Genomic DNA, 21661 nt, shown 5'->3' on the forward strand with positions numbered 1-21661 from the left:
CTAAATATGAAATTAATTAGATTCGAAGAAAACGGCATCATCAAGCCCGGCATCATAAATGAACAAGGACAAAGATTAGACGTTTCAGCCTTTGGAGAAGACTATAACGAAAGATTCTTTGAAACAAACGGCATAGAACGCGTAAAAACCTGGCTTGCATCTTACCACTGCCCCGTAGTTAGTAATTCATTACGCCTTGATGCATGTGTAGCCAGACCCTCTAAACTCATCTGTATAGGACTTAATTACGCCAAACATGCAGCTGAATCTGGAATGGCTATCCCAAAAGAACCCATAGTTTTCTTCAAAGCCACTTCAGCCATCTGTGGCCCTAATGACGAGGTCATCATCCCTAAGAATTCTGTTAAAACCGACTGGGAAGTAGAACTTGCCGTAGTCATTGGCAAAAAAGCCTCATACGTAGATGCAGCTAACGCAATGGACTACATTGCTGGATACTGCACCCATAATGACTATTCAGAAAGAGAGTTTCAATTAGAAAGAGGTGGACAGTGGGTCAAAGGTAAGTCAGCAGATACTTTTGCACCTCTTGGACCCTTCCTAGCCACTACAGATGAAATCTCAGACCCTCATAACCTCAGATTATGGTTAAAAGTCAATGGAGAAACCCTTCAAGACTCTAACACCAATGACCTGATCTTTAACCTACCGTATCTCATTGAACATCTATCGCAATTCATGACCCTTCTACCCGGAGACGTTATCTCTACCGGCACCCCCGCGGGAGTTGGACTAGGCTTTAATCCTCCACGCTATCTTAAACCGGGAGACGTGGTTGAATTAGGGATTGAGGGATTAGGAGAGCAGAGGCAGAGAGCGGTTGCGTATACTTAATTAATAACTAATAGTTTTGGAAGATTTATTAGATTATTTTTCTCATTTATCTTCCGTATTTCTATGTATATTGTTAATTCCATATTAGGGAATGAAAATAGCTAGATTGAAATTTTTCCAAGCTATTTAAGAGTATTTTGTTCATCTATTAATAGTATTTCTATAATCTCAATAATTACAGTGAAAGCTAAATAGAAATAAAGGATCAAAAGTTATTTACGATTAATTTATTGATGGGTGTTAGCTGATAATTGGTAATAATGTTTATTATTCATATACCAATTATCCACCCCTATCATGAAGAAAACTTTGCATAAAAAGACTTAATACTTTGCCATTGAAGTATTTAAGGATGTACAGAAGGAAAAATCAGCATAATTTCTTAGCAAGCAATTATTGAAATCTGCCACAGCGATAGGTGCAAAAATATTGGAAGCAGAATACGCACAAAGTAGACCTGACTTCATTAGCAAAATGTCAATAGCACTAAAAATTCCAATGAAACTCGTTATTGGCTTTATCTGTTAAGAGATACGCATTATTTGGATAAAGACACTGCAAATACACTAATTGCCAAATCGATAATTATTTAGAGAATGCTTATTTATACTGTTAGGACTCTTTAAAATCAAATAAAAATGAACCATCCTTAGTCATTAATTATTAGTCTAAGCCAAATTTTGTATCTTTATACCCAAGCCAAAACTCAAAATTCTATGTCTCCAATCTCCGTTTGCCCAAATTGCGGCCACAAGTTTGACGCAGGGGAGGCCATGCAAAAGCACCTCGAAATTGAACTGAAAAAAAACATGGAACAGCGCGAAAAAGAACTTGCGCTAAGAATGGAACAGTTCAAAAAACAATTGGATGAAGATAAAAAACATTTCGAAACCGAAGAGAAAAAGAAACTTTGGAGCATAGCCCAACAAGAGGCTCAGAAGAAAATAGAGGAGAAAAATGCCTCCCTTATCGCGGCGCTTAAACAAGATCTAGAAGCCAAACAAAAAGAGATCGTTGCTAATCGTCAAAAGGAACTCGAACTTCTTAAGAAGGAACAAGAGCTCAAACATCAACAAGAACTCATGAAGATCCAACTTCAAAAAGAGCTCATGGAAAAAACCTCTTTGATAGAAGAAGCAGCAAAGAAAAAGAAAGACGAAGAATTTGAACTGGTAAAAAAAGAGTTTGAAAAGAAACTGGAAGACCAAAAAGCTCTCATCAATGAAATGAAGAGAAAAGCGGAACAAGGGTCTATGCAGCTGCAAGGAGAAATCCAGGAACTTGCCCTAGAAGAAATTCTCAAAAGAACCTTTGTCTATGACACCATAGAAGAAGTGGGTAAAGGTATCAGAGGAGCTGATGCCATCCAAACCGTCATTAACGAATTCGGGCAGATCTGCGGGAAGATAGTCTTTGAAAGTAAACGAACTCAAAACTGGTCAGAAGCTTGGATAGAGAAGCTAAAAGATGACCAAAGAGCCTTAGGAGCAGAAATAGCCGTGCTAGTAACTCAAGTCATGCCTAAAGACATGGAACGTTTCGGACAAAAAGAAGGCATCTGGGTCTGCAACTACCAAGAGGTGGTAAGCTTAGTGTTCGTGCTCCGACAAATCTTACTGAAAACCCAAAGTGTCAAGTCAATACAGGAAAACAAGACAGATAAAATGGGGTTGCTATATAATTATCTGACCGGCACTCAGTTTCGCCAACAATTAGAAGCCATAGTGGAAGGTTTCAGTAGCATGAAAGAGGAACTGGAAAGAGAAAAAAGAGCGATGAAAAAGATCTGGAAAGAAAGAGAAGTACAGATAGAAAAGGTGATTGATAACACCATAGACATGTACGGATCTATCAAAGGGATAGCCGGTAATGCTATTGCCCCTATTCAGCACTTGGAATTACCGGAGGGTGAGATTTAATCTACCCCTCCGTATTCTACTACCTTTGCCTTTGTTTCTAAAGTCACCCCTTCGTATTCCCTCTTCACGAAATCTAAAGTTTCTAATATTTCCTCCAGATTCATACTTTGGACTAACTTCATTCTATGTTCTTTGAAATTGGGTAATCCCTTGAAATAATTAGAATAATGTCTGCGCATCTCCAGAATCCCTAAGGTCTCCCCTTTCCATTCCACAGAGAATTTCAAATGCTGTGTAGCAGCATTAACCCTCTGCTCCATATTCGGTGCCGGAAGATATTCACCCGTCTGAAAATAGTGCTTGATCTCATTAAAAATCCAAGGATAACCAATAGCCGCTCTGCCAATCATAATCCCATCAACCCCAAACCTGTTCTTATACTCTAGCGCCTTTTCAGGAGAATCAATATCCCCGTTTCCGAAGATAGGAATCTTGATCCTTGGATTATTCTTCACTTTAGCGATCAGAGACCAGTCAGCCTCACCTTTATACAACTGCGCCCTGGTTCTGCCATGTATGGTTAAAGCTTGTATGCCTACATCTTGTAATCTTTCGGCTACCTCCTCAATATTCTTTGTACTATCATCCCACCCCAAACGTGTTTTAACCGTAACAGGAAGATGCGTGGCTTTGACCACAGCCTCCGTCATTCTAGCCATTAGAGGAATATCCTGAAGCAAGGCCGCCCCAGCTCCTCTACAAGCTACCTTTTTGACCGGACAACCATAATTGATATCAATTAAATCAGGATTTACTTCCGTAGAAATCTTGGTACATTCTGCCATAGTCTCTACATCAGACCCAAATAATTGTATACCTATAGGTCTTTCATAGGGAAAGATATCCAGCTTCCTCACACTTTTCACGGCATTCCGTATTAAACCCTCAGAGGACACGAATTCCGTGTACATCATATCCGCTCCATTCTCTTTACACACTTGGCGGAACGGAGGATCACTCACGTCTTCCATAGGTGCTAAAAGCAGTGGAAACTCACCTAATTCTATATTGCCTATCTTAACCATACTGCAAAAATAATCCATTTTCATTCCTTTTCGTTCGATTTTCAAGAAAAATGGCCGATATTTAAGCCACAAGACCTTGAAAATGAGAAAGCTTCTTTTACCGTTAGTTTCCTTTATTATTATAAGCTGTGATAATTCAACCTCTAATCCGGAACCGGAAATCTCATTATCTCAGCTCCTTATAGACCATCAAAAAATGGATCTAGAGGCGGACACCCTACGGCCTGAATTAGGATTAAACACCTTAGCAAATGCCGTTTCATTTGACTTTGCCATAAGTGAGGATGGGGAACTTAAAGCGAATGGAACCTCAATAAAACCCGGAGACCAAATTGACATTCGAGGCATTACCCATATTGAAGTATTTCATAAAGATAAATTGGTCAAGAAATACCCTATCAAGCCAAGTTCTGTTTGGAAGAACTACGGCTTGGGAACCTACCAGACCCAGATGAAATCATTAAATAAAACCTATTCCTACTACCTAGATCAAGGAGGCTCTGGTCTTTATCAATACATCAACTGTGGACCGGCGGTCTCCACCATGTCACTCCTGTGGAAGGATTCTACTTATACAAATACCATCGAATATGCCCGAAATACCATCAGACCTTTAGGCGGATGGTGGTACACTTATGACATTTCTATGTTTTTGGAAGAAAGAGGATTACAAACACGATATCTAAGCCTTCAAGATCCATCTCAATATGAAAACACCATGATTTCCATGCTAGATCAGGGGATTCCTTTTATCCTTTGTTTAGATATGTATTATACCGAACAAAACACTAGCCCTGTAGAACGCACACATCGATTTTATAACGCCTCATCTCCAGATTGGGGGCATTTTATCTTAGTAAAGGGCTATAAGATAATAGATGACCAACTATGGCTTGAATGTCATGATCCTTACACATTTGGGAGAACTTATCCGGACAGCCATCTCATGGGTGAGAACCGCTATTACTCTTCAAAGGAACTAAAAAAAGCCACCGATATTTGGTGGCCGTATCTCATAGCTCTTTATAAAAATACACCTTCTGCAAGATTTGACTTTGTCACCCCTCCCCCTCAGAAAGGCAGAGGCTTCTTCAAGTAAGGTGTTAATTCGTCCCAGCTCAAATGTACCTTTGTAATGCCGGCAGCCCCGGGAGCAAGAGTGTATTTGTCGAAATAGAAAGTAATCCCATCTTTTCTTATGACGAAATTTTGAAAATTAGATCCAAAGAAATATCCATCACAATTGCATTTATCATGATCTAAAGTAATCCCATCCCCTTTTAAATAAGCGAGTCCTAAACCCGGCTCCACAAAATCTTTAAAGAATAGCGTGGTATCTGACAAAGCCTTATCCGCTAGCAAACGTGAAAGTTTTATATCTTTATAATCGTTAAAATCCAGTATATCTTGGATATCTACCAGCTTTTTGTCTTTATTGAATGTAAAGGTTTTTGTAATCACATTCCCATTAGCACCTCCTGTATATTCATAAATAGTAAACAGATAGGAAATGGTTTCTAAGGAATCTTCAAGGAAGGATTCAAATTCCTGGTGGTAGGCATACTTCACATAAGCACGATCAGCAAACATCTCGCTCACCTTCTTCTCCTCATTATACAGCTCTCCTCCTACCTTCCATTCTTCTTTTTTCTTATCAAAAGCCTCATGACTGAAGGTTTTCATTACCCCATCCACGTCTCGGTAATCATCCGGATATTCAATATGCAGGGTGTAAAATTCAGTGGAATCTGACAATACCACCTTTTTTTCTGTTGCAGAAATGCTTGTGGAACAGCGTATTAATGTAAAAAGTGTGAGTGCGATAAATAATCTAAACATTATTATAGTTTATTTCATTTAAAACGCCCTCACACCCTCTTAAATTGCCTCACCAGTTCTTTACAAACTCATTTATTTTGTCCAAAAGGAATTTAGATCCGGGACCTATTTTTCCGTTGCTGATAACGGTATCATCAATCTTTGTGATAGGTAAAACACGTTTGGTAGTACTAGTAGTAAATACCTCCGGCGCCTCTAAGGTTTCTTGTAATGTCACCGGACGAATTTCTATCTCAAAATCGGATTTGGCCAACTCCAAGACCGTTCTACGAGTGATTCCTTCTAGTATATGCTGATCAGGTGTAATCAACTTTTGTCCGGAAACCAGAAAAACATTAGATCTACTAAGTTCACTGATGTACCCATCTTTGTGGTAAAGTACATCCGTAACACCTTTGGCCGGAAAATCTTGTCTAAGAATAAGAAGATGCTTATAATCAATACTTTTCAACATCGGCAAGTCCCGCACAAAATCATAAGTCATCACATGGATACCATTCTCATGTTCACCAGGAGTGTCATGATGCAAATCTTCTGAAATGATCAGCAGATTAGGCTTCTTCATGGTGATGGAATCATCTGTAAATCCACCCGTTAGAAGGAAGCGGAATGAACAATCTTGCCCCCCTTGAGCAGCAAATAGATCCATAACCACTTTGTATGTTTCCTCTTGATTCAGAGGCAAAGGAATCCTAAGAATCTTTGCAGATCTTTCAAATCTTTCCCAATACCAATCCCACTGGAAAGGTTTTCCGTTGTAGGTTCTGAAGTAGTCAAACAAACCATATCCCCTCAGAATGCCCAAATCATTGAAATGGAAGTTAACGTCTTTAACCGGCGTAACGGTTCCATTTAGCCAGCAGTGATGCATGCTTTATTGTAGTTTTCTGTATTTAATTCTTTTTGGAGCCACGTCACCTTGTCTCTTTTTACGATTCTCCTCATACTCTGTGAAGTTACCTTCAAACCAAACTACTTCAGAGTCTCCTTCAAAAGCTAGGATATGCGTAGCAATTCGGTCTAAGAACCAGCGGTCGTGAGAAATCACTACTGCACATCCCGCAAAGTTTTCCAAACCTTCTTCTAGGGCACGTAAGGTATTTACGTCCAAATCGTTAGTTGGCTCATCTAATAGTAATAAATTGCCCCCCTCCTTCAGCATCAATGCCAAATGAACACGGTTTCTTTCTCCACCTGAGAGTATACCTATTTTCTTCTCTTGATCAGAACCAGCAAAGTTGAACTTGCTCACATATGCTCTGGCATTCATCTGCTTGGTTCCTAAGGTAATCCATTCATTACCACCTGAAATCATTTCATAAACCGTCTTATTGGGATCCAAAGCATTATGCTCCTGATCCACATAAGAAAGCTGTACCGTCTCCCCTACTTCAAAAGTACCTTCCAGAGGTTGTAATTGGCCGGTAATCAACTTAAACAAAGTAGTTTTACCCGCACCGTTCGGCCCTATAATCCCCACAATACCCGCAGGAGGTAAGCTAAAGTTAAGATTTTCATAGAGTAATCTGTCTCCAAAGCCCATCTTAATATCCTTGGCTTCAATCACCTTATTACCCAATCGAGGTCCTGGCGGGATATACAACTCTAACTTTTCTTCTCTTTCCTTCGCATCCTGATTCAATAGATTATCATATGCATTCAAACGTGCCTTGGATTTAGCCGTACGGCCCTTTGGAGACATTCTCACCCATTCCAATTCTCTCTCTAAAGTCTTCTGACGCTTGGATTGAGTCTTCTCTTCTTGCGCTAGGCGGTTCTGCTTTTGCTCTAACCAGGAAGAGTAATTTCCTTTCCATGGAATACCTTCTCCTCTGTCAAGTTCCAGTATCCAACCTGCCACATTATCAAGAAAATATCTATCGTGAGTTACAGCAATAACTGTACCCTTATACTGGTTCAAATGTTGTTCTAACCAAAGCACGGATTCCGCATCCAAATGGTTAGTAGGCTCATCCAAAAGGAGCACATCAGGCTGCTGTAGAAGTAATCTGCAAAGCGCTACTCTACGCTTCTCTCCTCCGGACAAAGTAGAGATCTTCGCATCACTTGGAGGACAACGTAAAGCATCCATAGCCCGCTCCAATCTGGAGTCTAATTCCCAAGCATCACAAGCGTCAAGCTTCTCTTGAACATCTCCTTGTCGCTCCATCAATTTATCAAAATCTGCATCCGGCTCAGCGAAGGCTTCATTGATCTCATCAAACTCTTTTAACAGGGCTACAATCTCCGCTACACCTTCTTCAACTACCTCTTTTACAGTCTTCTCAGGATCCAGTTGCGGCTCTTGTTCTAGTAAGCCCACAGTATAACCAGGTGAGAAAACTACCTCACCGGTAATGTTCTTATCAATGCCTGCAATAACACGTAATAGAGTGGACTTTCCGGAGCCGTTGAGACCTAAAACACCAATTTTCGCACCGTAAAAAAAGGAAAGATAAATATTCTTTAGTACTTGACGATTAGGAGGTATCACCTTACTCACCCCCGCCATCGAAAAGATAATCTGTTCACTCATAAAAATGTAACAAAAATGTAATTTAATACACAAATATCGCGTTCTTACTTTGTAATGTGCAAAAAATCTACTTTTTTTACACCTCAAAACCAAAAAAACAATATAATTTTAACCTAGCCACTCCCTAGTTATATGAAAGGCGTCACGTTAGAAAATGAATACGCTTACGTCCTTGACGGTAAGGTATTTTTGAAAGGGTACTTAGATATGCCCGACAGGCAAATCGGAGAAGTAAAGAACACACCTGAAGAAGCTTTTTTGTACTTTGAAAAAAGGTATGAGATTGCTGTAGCAAAAGTTAACCAACTAGAAGAAGAGATAGCCACAGCTCAAAACAAAGGCTCTTATCTCACTAAACTTCTTCAACTACGCAAACGTTTACTGAACTTCGACGGTATTGGTAATTTCTTACCTCTACTGGACAAGCTGGATGTTCTTGAAAAAGAACTTGTAAGTTTGATTTCACAAAATCAAATGTCTAACCTTGAGATCAAGAGACAACTGATTGATGAAGCCAAACAATACGAATTCAGCCAGGATTGGAAAGATGCTGCAGATGCCCTGCAGGAAATCAGAACAAAATGGATACGTACAGGTCCGGTTGAAAAGAACTTGAACGCCGCTATAGAAGAGGAATTCAAGACCATCTTAGACAACTTCTATCAAGCCAGAAAAGCACATTTTGAAGAGCAAAATCGTGTCATAGAAGAGAGAATCAAGAAATACACGGATCTTATTTTCAAAGCAGAAGAATTACTTGGACGCACCGACTGGGATGAGGCCTTCCTGGATTTGAAAAACTATCAAACCGAATGGAAGATCATTGGAGAAATCCCTCCAAAGATCCTAAAAGCCCTGTTCAAAAACTTCAAAAGACCTACTTCTCAATTCTACGAAAGATATTGTAGAGCCAAAGGTATCCAGCCTAAGAGAAAGGTGGATCCAAGAGTGGAAGCTCAAATGAATATGGTGAAAGAAGTAGAAAAGCTATCTGAATCTGATGATATGGTAGCAGCTACTACTCGTGCGAAATTCCTATTGAACGAATGGAAAACCATACGCATCCCACCTCATTTGGCAGACAGAAACATCGCTGAACGTTTCCGCGCTGCTTGTGACAAGATCTTTGAATTGAGTTATCTTCATAAAGTGATCGCTAGGAAATATCCTACCTTCAACTTCCTGAGTGAAAAACAAAAAGATCTAACCAAATACAGAGAAATGGAAAGTATAGTGCGTAGAGCCCGTACTGACCTGGATGAACTGGTGAGATCTTACGAAACTCAGAGAGTGGACGAAGAGATGGAGAAGATGATGCAAAGCAATCTCAAAACACAGAAACGAAAGCTGCTGATGAAAGAAGTAATTCTAGAAGAATTACGCCAGAAAGCAGCAAGTCTATAACCTTCGAAAGTGACCTAGTGTCACTTTCGGCTTTTTTGACTTATTATCTTTGGAACTTACAACTAAGAAGGTTGCTATCATGCAACCCTACTTTCTACCGTACATTGGCTACTTCCAACTCATTGCAGCCGTTGACGAGTTTATTGTGTATGACAATATACAATTTAGCAAGAAAGGTTGGTTTCATAGAAATCGCATGCTTCAAAACGGCTCAGACGAGTACTTTAGCCTTAGCTTAAAAAAAGACTCGGATTACCTTGACGTTAGAGACCGAAGCCTAAGCGATACCTGGCCTCAAGATCGAGAGAAAATCCTGAGAAAGATGAAGGAAAACTATAGAAAGGCCCCTTTCTTTGCAGAGGTATTCCCCATCATGGAGGAGATATTCAGATATCCGGAAAACAACCTGTTCCGTTATATCTTCCACTCCATTCAGGAAGTCTGTAAATATCTTCAGATCAAAACCCCTTTGGTCATTTCTTCTACTTTAGATATAGACCATAGCTTAAAAGCACAAGAAAAGGTAATCGCTTTAGTAAAGGCAACGGGAGGAACTTATTATCTGAACCCCATTGGAGGCTTAGAATTGTACGAAACCACCGCTTTTAACTCGGAAGGAATAGAACTCCATTTCCATAAAGCGAAACCCATAGAATATGAACAAGGGGGAAAACCATTCGTTCCCTGGCTTTCCATATTAGATCTGATGATGTACAATCCCCAGGAACAGATTATATCCTGGCTAAACAACTTTGAGCTGATTAAAAAAGATGAATAAAAAGACAAATATACTCGTATTTCCCTGCGGCGCCGAAAGTGCCCTGGAGATACATTTGGCCTTAAAGGACGTAATGAATATCCGACTCGTGGGGGCATCCGGAAGAGTAGACCACGGAAGGATGATCTATAAAAACTATTACGGCAACTTTCCCAATATCAAAGATGAAAACTTCCTTTCGGCTTTAAATCAGCTGATTGAGAAAGAAGAAATAGATCTGATCCTGCCCACTCATGATTCCGTTTTAGTACATTTAGCTAAAAACCAAGATCAAATCAAAACGAAGGTGGCCGTTCCCGGACTCTGGCAAGCAGAAGTGTGCCGCAGTAAAAAGAAACTATACAAATTATTCTCTTCTTATTCCTTCAATCCTAAGGTATATGAAAAGATTCAAGACGTAACCACCTTCCCTATTTATGCCAAACTGGATGAAGGACAAGGGAGCAAAGGCGCATTTATTGTAGATGATCAGAAAACACTTGAATCCATAGAAGATCCTGAGAACTATGTATTAATGGAGCTTCTTCCAGGTGAAGAGTTTACCATAGATTGCTTTACCAATAGACACGGTGAAGTTCTATTTATGGGTCCAAGAAAAAGACAAAGAGTATTTGACGGAATAGCCGTTCAAGCTACGTCAGTTCCACTCACTCCTGAGATCAAAGAAATCGGAGAAATCGTATCCAAAGAATTGAAAATAAGAGGATCCTGGTATTTCCAATTAAAAAGAGATGTCAATGGTGAGCTTAAATTCCTTGAAGCTTCAGTGAAGATTGCCGGAAGTGGTAATCTCTACAGAGGACTTGGAGTGAACTTTCCCCTCCTAATGATTTACGATTACCTGGGTTTTGATGTGAAAGTCATTCCAAACGATTACAAGATCGAAGTAGACAGAGCCCTATTTTCAAGATATACCGTAGATCTAGAATACGACACCTTATATGTGGACTTCGATGATACGATAACAAAAGATGGCAAGGTCAATCCTAACGTCATCATGTTCCTTTATCATCAGAAGAACAAAGGCAGAACACTCAAACTGATCACAAAGCATAGATATGATCTTGACCAGACCTTAGAAGATCTGTCCATCTCAAAGAACCTTTTCGACCAAGTCATTCATATAGATATGGAAGATGAGAAATACAAATACATCACAGAGAGGGAAAAAGTGATCTTTATAGACAATGCTTTTGAAGAAAGAAGAAAAGTCAAAGAAGAACTTGGAATACCGGTCTTTGACGTGGATGCTTTAGGCACACTAATAGATTGGAAAGAATAAAGGCCTGTTTTACCACAGGCCTCTTTTTTTATTTGGAGAATTCTCCTGAAACTTTGATCTCAACTTCATCATCAACAGCAGCACCGGACTTACCTACTCCGAACTCTACTCTGTTAACAGTTCCTGTAGCCTTGATACCTACAATCTTCTTACCTTGGCGTCCCTCAATAGGTCCTCTGAAAGTAGCATTTAAGGTAATTGGCTTAGTAACCCCTCTCATGGTCAAATTTCCTACAATCTGATAGTTATTTCCGCTTACTTTCTTAACAGATGTGCTCTTGAAAGATAAGGTAGGGAATTTCTCCGCTCCGAAATAATCATCACTTCTCAAGTGACCGTCACGTCTTTCATTTCCTGTATTAATTGAGCTTGCTTCTGCCGTAAATTCAAATACTGCATCGCTGAAATCTTCTTTAGAGGAAGTCATCTTTGCGTCAAACTTACCAAAGTTTCCATCTACTTCAGAAATCTTCAAGTGAACAATGGTAAAACTTACATTAGCATGAGCTTTGTCTAAAACCCAGTCTTGCGCAAAAGTGAAGGTGGATACTAATGCAGCAGCAACAGATAGAATAAATTTTTTCATGTTGATCGTTTAAAATGTTAATTCATGTATATACACGATGCTAATTTAAAAATATTCTAATTAATGTCAAATTTATTTTCAAGGTAAACAAAAAACTAATCTCCGAATCTTCCATATATACTTGAATTTTCACCGAGAACGTTTGCATTAAAATATACTATTGCACCTAAGAATATTTATAATAAATTGTATTTATTTACCTAAAATCTTGGGTAACATGAAAACAAATCGCAGAGAATTCCTTTACTCCCTCAGTATGCTGGCTGCCGGAACAGCTCTCACCTCTCCCCTATACGGCATGGATAGAAAGTTAAAAGTGGTCCTTGTTGGGACGGGAATTAGAGGAACTTCCTTTTGGGGAAAACGCCTGGTGGACCAATATCCCGAAAAGCTGGAATTTGTAGGTCTTTGTGACCATAATATAGGCAGAGCTCAATACGCTAAAAAATACATGGGGGTTAATTGTCCCGTGTATACGGATTTTGATAAAATGTTGAAGGAGAACAAACCGGACCTGGTCATCGTTTGTACAAAAGACTCCACCCATCATGAATTTATAGTCAAAGGCCTTAACTTCGGCGCAGACGTGTTGACAGAAAAACCTTTGACTACAGATGAAGATAAATGTAAGCAAATCGTTGAAGCCGAAAAAAGAAGCAAAAGGAATCTCATCGTTGGATTCAATTACAGATGGAGTCCATACATGACAAAAATCAAAGAACTTCTACAAAATAATGCGATTGGTCAAATCACATCCGTTGATTTCAATTGGTACCTCAACACCCATCACGGAGCTTCGTATTTCCGTCGCTGGCACGGACAAATGAACGGAGGAGGTTCTCTTTGGGTGCACAAAGCCACCCATCATTTTGATTTACTCAATTGGTGGCTGGATGATACTCCACAGGAAGTGTTTGCCTATGGGGCATTAGAGCATTACGGGAAAAATGGCCCATTCAGAGGAGAGTCCTGCAGAAAATGCGCACATACTAAAGAATGCAAGTACTTCTGGGACATCACAAAAAGTTCGGAAGATATGAGACTTTACGTAGAAAATGAAAAACATGACGGATATATCCGTGACAACTGCCTTTTCCGTGAGGAGATAGATATCTACGACAAGATGTCTGCCCAAATCAAGTACAAGAGCAATACAGTGGTCAACTACTCTCTGACAACATACTCTCCATTTGAAGGTTGGAGAATAGCTTTTAATGGGCAGAAAGGCAGAATAGAAGCTTGGCTTGATATTCCATGGCTAAAAGGAGAAAATATAGATCAAGAAAAACTTCATGCCTTAGAAATGGATCAAGGTCACAAAGAGGGACAAAATGTAGAACCTTTAATCCTCTACAGAAACTGGGAAAACTATGAAGTAGTGAATGTGATCTCAGAAAAAGCCGGACATGGAGGGGGAGACAGGAGATTGCAAGATAAAATCTTTTTAAACCCTAATGCAGATGATCCTTATAGGCATTCAGCGGGATTGAGAGATGGAGTAATGTCCATTATGATAGGGATTGCCGCCCGTAAATCTATACAGAGCGGCAAACCCATTAAGATCTCTGATCTAACAGATGTATTATAAATACTTGCTAAAACTCTCTAGGAATCTTTCAGCGTCTGCTTTCTTCAATGCCAATGAAGGGAGCAGACGTATAATATGAGCGCCTGCCACTCCGGTAAAGATGTGATCTTGTTCCAATAGTGCTTTCCGGATGGGGCCTACGGCTTGCTCTAATTCTATACCTATCATCAAACCTCTACCCCTCACTTCTTTGATATTAGACATCTTTTTAAGTTCGTCCAATAAGAAGGAGCCTACGTTAGAGGCATTTTCAACTAACTTCTCCTCATTGATAACATCTAAAACGGCAATACCTGCCGCACAAGCCAAGTGATTTCCACCGAAAGTAGTACCTAACATACCGTGCTTAGATTCAAATTTAGGAGAAATCAAAATACCGCCTATTGGGAATCCATTACCCATACCTTTAGCCATGGAAACTATGTCCGGTTGCACTCCACTATATTGGAAAGAGAAGAATTTACCACTTCTACCGTAACCGCATTGAACAGAGTCATGAATCATTACTGCTCCATGTGCATCACAAGCCTCTCTGATGGTTTTCAAGAACTCGTCTGTGGCCACCTGAATACCTCCTACTCCTTGTATACCTTCCACAATTACAGCACAAGTTTCCTCATTTACTGCTGCTTTCACCGCTTCGACATCATTGAATGGCAAGAACTCTACATGTTCAGCGAAGTTTAATGCCGCCCTGATACTAGGGTTATCTGTCACCGCTACGGCAGCTGAAGTTCTGCCATGAAAGGCTTTCTTGAAAGCGATAACCTTTTTCCTTCCATTATGGAAAGAGGCTAGTTTCAAAGCATTTTCATTTGCTTCTGCTCCGGAGTTTACCAGGAACAATCTAAAGTCCTCTAAACCTGCAGTTTTCCCTAATTTCTCTGCTAATTCTTGTTGCAAAGGAATTTCAACAGAGTTAGAATAGAAAGCCAATTTAGAAAGCTGATCACTTACCTTCTGAACATAATAAGGATGAGAGTGACCAATAGAAATCACGGCATGGCCACCATAAAGATCCAGGTATTCCTGACCTTCTTTGTCCCAAATGGTAGTTCCTAAAGCCTTCACAGGCTCAATATGATTGATGGGATAGACATCAAATAATTTCATCTCAGAAAGATATGGTTTTAAGTTGTAAGCCTGCTTTTTCTTCTAATCCGAACATGAGGTTCATGTTTTGAACCGCTTGACCGGATGCCCCTTTTACAAGGTTATCAATGATAGAGGTAATCAGAAGTTTATCTCCCTCCTTTTGCAATTCTATTATACACTTATTTGAATTTACGACTTGCTTTACGTCTATAGGACTAGCCGATAAATGCACGAAAGGGTGAGAAGCATAGTACTCTTGATAAGCTTCAACAGCCTCCTCTAGACTTCCTTCATATCTAAAATAGACGTTAGCCATAATGCCTCGAGTAAAGTTTCCTCTATAAGGAATAAAGTTGACCTCTTCAGAAAATCCAGTTTGCAACCGGCCTAAGCTCTGTTTTATTTCCTTTAAATGTTGATGCGTAAATGCCTTGTAAATGGAAATATTATTATTTCTCCAGGAGAAATGCGTAGAGGCACTCAAAGCCTGTCCGGCACCTGTGGAGCCTGTTACCGCAGAGACGTGCACCTCACCCAGTTTACCAAGATTGGCCATAGGAAGTAAAGCCAATTGGATAGCCGTAGCAAAACAACCCGGATTAGCTAACCTTTGAGCCGTTTTGATTCTGTCTCTATTTAATTCCGGCAAGCCATACACAAATCCTTCTGATTCATCCCTAAAATCGGTGCTCAAATCAATGATCTTAACATGAGAAGGAATATCATGTTCGCTCAAAAACTTTTTCGACTGCCCATGACCTGAACAAAGGAAGATCACGTCCACTTCGTGGAAGGGGAAATCAGCAGTAAATACCAGATCAGTATCTCCCAGCAAATCCGTATGAGTAACATAAACAGGTTTGCCGGCCTGACTCTGTGAATTGGCAAATACAAGCTCTGCCTGAGGATGATGGATGAGAATCCGTAGAAGCTCGCCACCGGTGTAACCGGCCGCCCCTATGATTCCTACTTTAATGGAACGCATGTTAAATGGAATAATTTCTGGAACTGGCTTATCGTCGGTGTCCGCTTCGAGGGGGCAATATGTAGCAGAATAAGTTCAATTCCGGTGACTAGAAGTATGGTACAAAAGTACAGATTAAAACCTTATCTTGTAGGAAATTCTTGTAATTTTCACTATATGAAAGAAATTAATAAGTGCACTTTCGCTGTACCTGCCCATTTACACTTTATTTTTACATTTGAAATTTAATAAACCTTATGAATTGGCTACAGATTGTCTGGGACGTTTCCCCCATCATATTTAAACTAGGCAGCTTTGAAATCCGCTGGTATGGCCTCTGTTTTGCATTAGGATTTGTTATTGGCTATCAAATCATTGCCTGGGCTTTTAAGATTGAGAAGAAGGATAGCAAAGATCTGGATGCTTTATTGCTCACCATGATCCTATCTATCGTTTTGGGTGCCCGTATGGGGCACTATATTTTCTATGAGGGTCAACATTTCTTCGAAGCCCCGGGAGCATTCATCTATGACATGCTGATGCCTCCTTATGCCGGATTAGCCAGTCATGGAGCTGCTTTTGGAGTATTAATAGGGATCCTATTATTCAAAAGAAAACATCCTGAATATAATTACCTTTGGCTAACAGACCGCTTGGTCATTGTTAGTGCTCTGGGAGGTGCATTTATACGTTTCGGAAACTTTATGAATTCGGAAATTGTGGGTAAACCTACAGATGTACCTTGGGCAGTAATCTTCAAACAAAACTTCGAGTTTACTCAGGTACCTCGTCACCCTTCTCAATTGTATGAATCACTATCCTGCTTGATATTATTCCTGGTACTGATCTTCCTTTACAATAAGTGGAGAGAGAAGACTCCTCAAGGTTTATTGACAGGAATCTTCTTCCTGTGGGTGTTTGTATTGCGCTTCTTGTACGAGTTTACGAAAGAGAACCAAGTGGAGTTTGAAGATGCTATGCAGTGGAACATGGGTCAGCTTTTGAGTATTCCGGCTATACTGATTGGATTATTCTTCCTGTACAAAGCTTATCAATCCGCAAAGCAGTAATGCTACAACAAACCCAACAAGCTTCCATTGCTTTAAGAAGATTAAGTTATGAGCAAAGAGCAGCTCTCTTGCTTGAAATTGCCAAATTACTAAGAAGGTATAGTAATGATATTTTGGAGGCCAATGCGAAAGATCTGGCCTCCTTTCCTACCTCTGACCCTCTGTATGACCGACTACTTCTGGATGCGGGTAGAATAGAAAGACTAGCCAGCGCGGTGGAGCAGGTAAGTACACTGGAAGATCCTGTAGGAAAGGTATTGATAGATAAAATCCTACCCAATGGCTTAAGATTAAAGAAGATCACTGTGCCTATGGGGGTAATCGGAATCATCTATGAGTCTCGCCCTAATGTCACCATAGACGTGGCGGTACTTTGCTTACTTTCGGGCAATGCAGCAGTATTAAAAGGAGGAAAAGAAGCTTTTTATTCCAATACCGCTTTAGTAAGCATCTTACATAAAGCGTTAGCAAAATCAGGACTTCCCACAGAATTAGTCCAGCTCTTACCCACAGATAGAAGATATACCACAGAACTCCTTCAGGCGGAGAAGTATGTGGACCTGATCATACCCAGAGGTTCCCAATCCTTGATCAATTACGTACGCGAAAACGCCAAGATTCCCTGCATTGAAACTGGTGCCGGTGTATGTCACACCTATGTAGCCAAAAATGCAAACTTAGAAATGGCGGCTAAAATCATCATCAATGCCAAAGGATCCCGCCCTTCAGTATGTAATGCTTTGGATTGCTTAATAGTGCATGAAGATGTGGTAGAGTCCCTGGCTCCACTGTTGAAAAGCGGCCTGGAGCAGTACGGCATATCTGTATATGCTGATGAAGTGAGCTTCCCCTATTTTAAAAGATTACAAGTGCCCGTTACACCGGCTCTCGAAGAAAACTTCGGTAAGGAATGGTTGGATTACAAGCTAAGTGTCAAAACGGTTAAGGACTTGAATGAAGCTTTGGCCCACATACAAAAGTACTCTTCGAAACACTCCGAAGCCATCCTCACAGTGGATGAAGAAGAGGCCCAAAGATTCCTGCAGGAAGTAGACGCTGCGGCAGTATATCACAATGCCTCTACGCGCTTTACTGATGGAGGGGAATTTGGATTAGGTGCCGAAATAGGCATATCCACTCAAAAACTTCATGCCAGAGGGCCTTTCGCCCTTGAAAAACTAGTTACTGAAAAGTGGATAGTCCTAGGTGAAGGTCAAATAAGATAAACATAATATTGCGTTGATTTTGAAGTAATAATAACAAAGCATCTTTGCCAGTACACATTCATACATATTGGTAAACAGCTTCAAAGTCCCTGATGGTATCAGGGATTTTTGTTTGAAATTAAGACGAAAATTCCGATATTCGCAGTCCAAATCGGAGGTCTCATAGTTCAACGGATAGAATAGAAGTTTCCTAAACTTTAGATGTGGGTTCGATTCCCGCTGAGACCACTTAAAGGCGTAAGTTGAAGAACTTGCGCCTTTTTTTATGGGCGGAAGATTAAATCTAAAAAATCAACATTGTGCGTATCCTCCTTTAATGTTGCAAGTTTTCCATAAGTATCAATTTTCGCAGATTGCCATTCCCATATGAGCCGCTTTCCAAAAGCTTCTCCGGAACACGCATTGCTACCTTCACAGGAATCCAGTATGATCAGAAATGACACCAAAGGCCTACTGTTTTTTTTAATTTCATTGCCCGAATTTCATCAAGAATAATATGTTTAATAGGAGGATAAACTTTCCTGTAGAGAACTACTCTGATGCAGAAATCAGTTGGTGAGGCAACTATCTGCCAGTTCACCCTGAAAAATCACCATATGAAAAAGTAGTCGTGAATGTTTAGTGCACAACTTGTCAAACTTATTGCACCTATAATTTAGATATGTACTTCCTAAAGGATGAGGCAAAAATTCAAGGACCTTCATCTGACGGCAATATCCTTTGCACATGCCCCGATTTTACCTTACTTTTGAATGGAATACAACTCACCTATGCGTTATACCTATCTAATCCTATTGGCACTCCTTGTTTCTTGCAAGGCAGAAAAGGCCATCTTTAACGGGAAGAACCTAAAAGGCTGGACTCCGAAAATCCATCACCACGAGTACGGCGATAACTATGCCAATACCTACCGGGTGAAAGATGGAGTAATCCAGGTTAGATATGACGGATATGACTCCTTCAATGAAAGATACGGTCACCTCTTCTACAAGAAACCTTACGAAAACTTCCACCTCAGTTTAGAGTATAAGTTCACAGGTATCTGGAGGACTGACGCTCCTTCCTACACGCATTTGAATTCTGGAGTGATGTTCCATTCTCAAGACCCTAGGACCATATTAAAAGAGCAGGATTGGCCCATTTCCGTAGAGATGCAATTCCTAGCAGAAGAAAAACCAGGTGTTCCGCGTCCTACAGGGAACATGTGCTCGCCAGGTACAGATGTGGTCTATCAAGGAGAGAAAGATCCGAGGCACTGCATAGATTCAAATTCCCCTACCATTAAACCCGGAGAGTGGGTAAAAGCTGAATTAATAGTTTACGGGGATTCCTTGATCCGACATATCATCAACGGTCAAGTAGTCCTAGAATACACAAAGCCTACTATGGGAGGCGGGGTAGTGAATGGTGCGGATCCGAAGATATTCATTCCCGGCACTCCCCTGAAATCCGGGTATATAGGACTACAGAGTGAGGGCCAGGAAATTGATTTCAGAAATATTAAGATCAAAAAGCTTTAAGACAATAGTCGGGCAGCGTCTTTCGCGAAGTAGGTCAAGATAATATCAGCCCCTGCACGTTTCATGCTGATCAGCATTTCCATCATGGCCTTATCTCCGTCTATCCAACCGTTCTGGGCAGCCGCTTTGATCATAGCGTATTCTCCGGAAACATTATAGGCCGTGATAGGCAATGGGAAATTTTCTTTCAAAGTCTTGATCACGTCCAAGTAAGAGAATGCAGGTTTCACCATCAACATGTCAGCTCCTTCCTCAAAATCTAACTCAGCCTCAAGGATAGCTTCCTTCACGTTAGCCGGATTCATCTGATAGGTCTTCTTGTCTCCAAACTTAGGAGCTGACTCTAATGCATCCCTAAATGGACCATAGAACGCTGAAGCATATTTCGCAGTATATGACATAATGGAGGTATGGGTAAATCCTTCAGCATCCAGTGCTTGTCTAATAGCACCAACCCTGCCGTCCATCATATCTGATGGCCCGATGATATCAGCTCCTGCCTTAGCCTGGGCTACAGACATCTTCACCAACACTTCTACTGACTCATCATTCAATATCTTTCCATCTTTCACGATTCCGTCATGACCATCTGAACTATAAGGGTCCAAAGCCACATCCGTCATCACTACTAATTCAGGGAATTTGTTTTTGATTTCTGATAAAGCATTCAAATACAAGGTTCCTTCCTTGTAGCTCTCGGAACCTACTGCATCCTTCTTACTTTCAGGATAATTTGGAAATAAACAGATAGACTTGATTCCATGTGCTACCACGTCTTCTATCTCCACCAATAATTGATCCAGACTGAATCTGTAAATCCCCGGCATAGAAGAGATCTCTACCTTAATGTCCTTTCCTTCTTGCACGAACATGGGGAAAATAAAGTCATTCACAGAGAGACTATGCTCTGCCACCATATCCCTCACACCTGCACTTACGCGGTTTCTACGAGGCCTTCTGTTGAGTATTAACATGGACGATATATTTAAGAAAAAAAGGCAGACCTGATCAGGTCGCCTTCATATAAAAATAACAATTTTTTACTGGCTTTCAGTTCAATCCTTCTTAAATAATCGGAACTCCAAGGCTACTCTTGTCATATCCGGTTCAGCATTCACAGCTAATCCATGGATCAAATGCCCCGAGAAGAATAGTACATCTCCATCCTTCACCTTAGCACGCTCCAAATGAGTACTTCCGCCCCAGGATTCAATCATCCTAACTCTGTACTTATTGCCTTCCACTACGGCACCATCAAAGGTTCTACAAACCTGATCTTCTGAAATCAAGTGACTACCGGGTGCAATAGGCAACGATGAGTTTTCCGTAACTCCTGCAATAGGAATCCAAAGATTCACAAAAGGAGGTATGTAGTTCGCCTCGTCCACTCTTTCATACACATCCTTATGTGGAGGATTGAAATCATTAGAACCAGGCCTGTTGATTCTCACAATAATATGAAGCTCCTTTCCATCTTCCGGATTGATATCTGTCAATCCAAAACCCAAAATAGCTTCGAACTTAGGCAGTATGGATTTTACAGGGAAGTTAAAATCTTCAGCAAAAAGGTCCCTTGTCCTACGAACTACTTTATAATGGTCTTCACTATTCTTAACCAAATGATGGTAATTCTCCAGCACAAAATCTGCAGGAACCTCCAAGTTCAACTCCTCTCGGATCAGAGCCGCAACACTGTTCGTCAAACCTTCTTTTAGATAAGCAAACTCAGATTCACTCAAGAATGGTTTAACCGTATATCCTTCCTGATACCAATCTTGATGATAAACGATGTCCGTATCTTCGCGAGATAAACGCTCATTTTTACCACACTTAAACTCAGGAGAACCCTCTACTGAAAATTCATACGACTCATTACCTATCGTATAGCTTAAACGACGACTCATGATTTATATATGGGGAATAATTGCGCGAATTTTATAATTTTTTCGCGCAATACCAATTTACTCTACTAGC

Annotated in this window: 19 protein-coding genes, 1 tRNA gene and 1 pseudogene; 12 read left to right on the forward strand and 9 right to left on the reverse strand. The window is 40.4% G+C overall.

Going from position 1 to position 21661, the window contains the following annotated elements:
- Nucleotides 1-6 precede the first annotated feature (6 nt).
- The 3 genes and pseudogenes from LBYS_RS09630 (at nucleotide 7) to LBYS_RS09635 (ending at nucleotide 2774) form a co-directional block, all read left to right on the forward strand.
- Nucleotides 7-855 (forward strand): fumarylacetoacetate hydrolase family protein, encoded by an 849-nt coding sequence (locus LBYS_RS09630; RefSeq protein WP_013408688.1) that lies wholly within the window; start codon nucleotides 7-9, stop codon nucleotides 853-855.
- A gap of 393 nt (nucleotides 856-1248) precedes the next feature.
- Nucleotides 1249-1383, forward strand: a pseudogene (locus LBYS_RS18765) (four helix bundle protein); the annotation flags it as partial.
- A gap of 281 nt (nucleotides 1384-1664) precedes the next feature.
- A complete protein-coding gene (locus tag LBYS_RS09635; RefSeq protein WP_187287883.1) occupies nucleotides 1665-2774 on the forward strand; it encodes a DUF2130 domain-containing protein in 1110 nt (369 codons plus the stop codon).
- Here LBYS_RS09635 and dusB read toward each other — a convergent pair.
- Nucleotides 2771-3799 carry a tRNA dihydrouridine synthase DusB gene (dusB, locus tag LBYS_RS09640; RefSeq protein ID WP_041823571.1) on the reverse strand — a complete coding sequence of 343 codons (1029 nt, stop codon included), beginning with the start codon at nucleotides 3797-3799 and terminating at the stop codon, nucleotides 2771-2773. The two genes, LBYS_RS09635 and dusB, sit on opposite strands and share 4 nt — an antisense overlap.
- A gap of 82 nt (nucleotides 3800-3881) precedes the next feature.
- Here dusB and LBYS_RS09645 point away from each other — a divergent pair, with 82 nt between their 5' ends.
- Entirely contained in the window at nucleotides 3882-4898 is a 1017-nt protein-coding gene (locus LBYS_RS09645; RefSeq protein ID WP_013408691.1) for a hypothetical protein, read from the forward strand.
- On the opposite strand, the gene LBYS_RS09650 is transcribed toward LBYS_RS09645, so the two are convergent.
- Genes LBYS_RS09650 through ettA form a run of 3 tightly spaced genes read right to left on the reverse strand, consistent with a single transcriptional unit; the run spans nucleotide 4871 to nucleotide 8174 of the window.
- Nucleotides 4871-5638, reverse strand: a complete 768-nt coding sequence (locus tag LBYS_RS09650; protein WP_013408692.1) for an RsiV family protein — start codon at nucleotides 5636-5638, stop codon at nucleotides 4871-4873. The two genes, LBYS_RS09645 and LBYS_RS09650, sit on opposite strands and share 28 nt — an antisense overlap.
- 49 nt (nucleotides 5639-5687) lie before the next feature.
- On the reverse strand, nucleotides 5688-6509 hold the full coding sequence (locus LBYS_RS09655) for an aminotransferase class IV (protein ID WP_013408693.1): 822 nt from the start codon (nucleotides 6507-6509) through the stop codon (nucleotides 5688-5690).
- A 3-nt stretch (nucleotides 6510-6512) separates the two neighbouring features.
- Nucleotides 6513-8174 carry an energy-dependent translational throttle protein EttA gene (ettA, locus tag LBYS_RS09660; protein WP_013408694.1) on the reverse strand — a complete coding sequence of 554 codons (1662 nt, stop codon included), beginning with the start codon at nucleotides 8172-8174 and terminating at the stop codon, nucleotides 6513-6515.
- Between the two features lie 132 nt (nucleotides 8175-8306).
- Here ettA and LBYS_RS09665 point away from each other — a divergent pair, with 132 nt between their 5' ends.
- The 3 genes from LBYS_RS09665 to LBYS_RS09675 all read left to right on the forward strand — a co-directional run bounded on the left by LBYS_RS09665 (nucleotide 8307) and on the right by LBYS_RS09675 (nucleotide 11638).
- Nucleotides 8307-9578: a DUF349 domain-containing protein gene (locus LBYS_RS09665; RefSeq protein ID WP_013408695.1), complete on the forward strand. Its 1272-nt coding sequence runs from the start codon at nucleotides 8307-8309 to the stop codon at nucleotides 9576-9578.
- A gap of 79 nt (nucleotides 9579-9657) precedes the next feature.
- Complete coding sequence (locus LBYS_RS09670) at nucleotides 9658-10356, forward strand: WbqC family protein (RefSeq protein ID WP_013408696.1); 699 nt, start codon at nucleotides 9658-9660, stop codon at nucleotides 10354-10356.
- Complete coding sequence (locus LBYS_RS09675) at nucleotides 10349-11638, forward strand: ATP-grasp domain-containing protein (RefSeq protein WP_013408697.1); 1290 nt, start codon at nucleotides 10349-10351, stop codon at nucleotides 11636-11638. Before LBYS_RS09670 ends, LBYS_RS09675 begins: the two co-directional genes overlap by 8 nt.
- A gap of 28 nt (nucleotides 11639-11666) precedes the next feature.
- Here the strand turns inward: LBYS_RS09675 and LBYS_RS09680 are convergent, their stop codons facing one another.
- Complete coding sequence (locus tag LBYS_RS09680) at nucleotides 11667-12224, reverse strand: YceI family protein (RefSeq protein WP_013408698.1); 558 nt, start codon at nucleotides 12222-12224, stop codon at nucleotides 11667-11669.
- Between the two features lie 217 nt (nucleotides 12225-12441).
- Between LBYS_RS09680 and LBYS_RS09685 the strand changes: the two genes are divergently transcribed.
- The gene (locus LBYS_RS09685) at nucleotides 12442-13812 is read left to right on the forward strand and encodes a Gfo/Idh/MocA family protein (protein ID WP_013408699.1); all 1371 of its coding nucleotides are present in this window, start codon (nucleotides 12442-12444) and stop codon (nucleotides 13810-13812) included.
- On the opposite strand, the gene LBYS_RS09690 is transcribed toward LBYS_RS09685, so the two are convergent.
- Both LBYS_RS09690 and argC read right to left on the reverse strand, forming a co-directional pair.
- Nucleotides 13807-14925 carry an aspartate aminotransferase family protein gene (locus LBYS_RS09690; RefSeq protein ID WP_013408700.1) on the reverse strand — a complete coding sequence of 373 codons (1119 nt, stop codon included), beginning with the start codon at nucleotides 14923-14925 and terminating at the stop codon, nucleotides 13807-13809. The two genes, LBYS_RS09685 and LBYS_RS09690, sit on opposite strands and share 6 nt — an antisense overlap.
- Before the next feature lies 1 nt (nucleotide 14926).
- A complete protein-coding gene (argC, locus tag LBYS_RS09695) occupies nucleotides 14927-15892 on the reverse strand; it encodes an N-acetyl-gamma-glutamyl-phosphate reductase (RefSeq protein WP_013408701.1) in 966 nt (321 codons plus the stop codon).
- 236 nt (nucleotides 15893-16128) lie between these two features.
- On the opposite strand from argC, the gene lgt reads away from it, so the two are divergent.
- The 4 genes from lgt to LBYS_RS09715 all read left to right on the forward strand — a co-directional run bounded on the left by lgt (nucleotide 16129) and on the right by LBYS_RS09715 (nucleotide 19687).
- On the forward strand, nucleotides 16129-16941 hold the full coding sequence (lgt, locus tag LBYS_RS09700) for a prolipoprotein diacylglyceryl transferase (RefSeq protein WP_013408702.1): 813 nt from the start codon (nucleotides 16129-16131) through the stop codon (nucleotides 16939-16941).
- Nucleotides 16941-18167 (forward strand): glutamate-5-semialdehyde dehydrogenase, encoded by a 1227-nt coding sequence (locus tag LBYS_RS09705; RefSeq protein ID WP_013408703.1) that lies wholly within the window; start codon nucleotides 16941-16943, stop codon nucleotides 18165-18167. Before lgt ends, LBYS_RS09705 begins: the two co-directional genes overlap by 1 nt.
- 156 nt (nucleotides 18168-18323) lie before the next feature.
- Nucleotides 18324-18395 (forward strand) — tRNA-Arg (locus tag LBYS_RS09710).
- Nucleotides 18396-18919: 524 nt separating this feature from the next.
- Nucleotides 18920-19687 (forward strand): 3-keto-disaccharide hydrolase, encoded by a 768-nt coding sequence (locus LBYS_RS09715; protein ID WP_013408704.1) that lies wholly within the window; start codon nucleotides 18920-18922, stop codon nucleotides 19685-19687.
- Here LBYS_RS09715 and hemB read toward each other — a convergent pair.
- Nucleotides 19684-20661, reverse strand: coding sequence for a porphobilinogen synthase (hemB, locus tag LBYS_RS09720; RefSeq protein WP_013408705.1), 978 nt, complete (start codon nucleotides 20659-20661; stop codon nucleotides 19684-19686). The two genes, LBYS_RS09715 and hemB, sit on opposite strands and share 4 nt — an antisense overlap.
- Nucleotides 20662-20742: 81 nt before the next feature.
- Nucleotides 20743-21591, reverse strand: a complete 849-nt coding sequence (locus LBYS_RS09725) for a phytanoyl-CoA dioxygenase family protein (RefSeq protein WP_013408706.1) — start codon at nucleotides 21589-21591, stop codon at nucleotides 20743-20745.
- Nucleotides 21592-21661 lie beyond the last annotated feature (70 nt).

This window comes from Leadbetterella byssophila DSM 17132 (assembly GCF_000166395.1).
GTDB lineage: Bacteria > Bacteroidota > Bacteroidia > Cytophagales > Spirosomataceae > Leadbetterella > Leadbetterella byssophila.